The following is a 263-nucleotide window of genomic DNA, read 5'->3' on the forward strand; positions in this document are numbered from 1 at the left end:
GAGGTGCGGTTCTGGGCGGCGGTGGAGCGTGAGGATCCGGAGGCGTTGGTGGCGGCTTTGGGTTTGGAGGGTGATGGTTCGCTGCCGGGGTTGGAGTCGATGTTGCCGGCGTTGGCGTCGTGGCGTCGGCGTCGTCGTGAGGTGTCGGCGGTGGATGCGTGGCGGTATGGGGTGCGGTGGTTGCCGTTGGCGGTGGGTGCTGGTGGTGGTGTGCTGGATGGTGTGTGGTTGGTGGTGACGGGTGAGGGTGTGCCGGGGGAGGT

At 68.1% G+C, this 263-nt stretch carries 1 protein-coding gene; it reads left to right on the top strand.

The genetic code is table 11. From position 1 onward, the window contains the following. Positions 1-263 (top strand): hypothetical protein (locus tag K7G61_RS36190; protein ID WP_225851386.1); only part of this gene is annotated, 263 nt, incomplete at both ends.

Origin of the sequence: Streptomyces sp. HPF1205, assembly GCF_020400825.1 — a bacterium.
Taxonomy (GTDB): Bacteria; Actinomycetota; Actinomycetes; order Streptomycetales; family Streptomycetaceae; genus Actinacidiphila.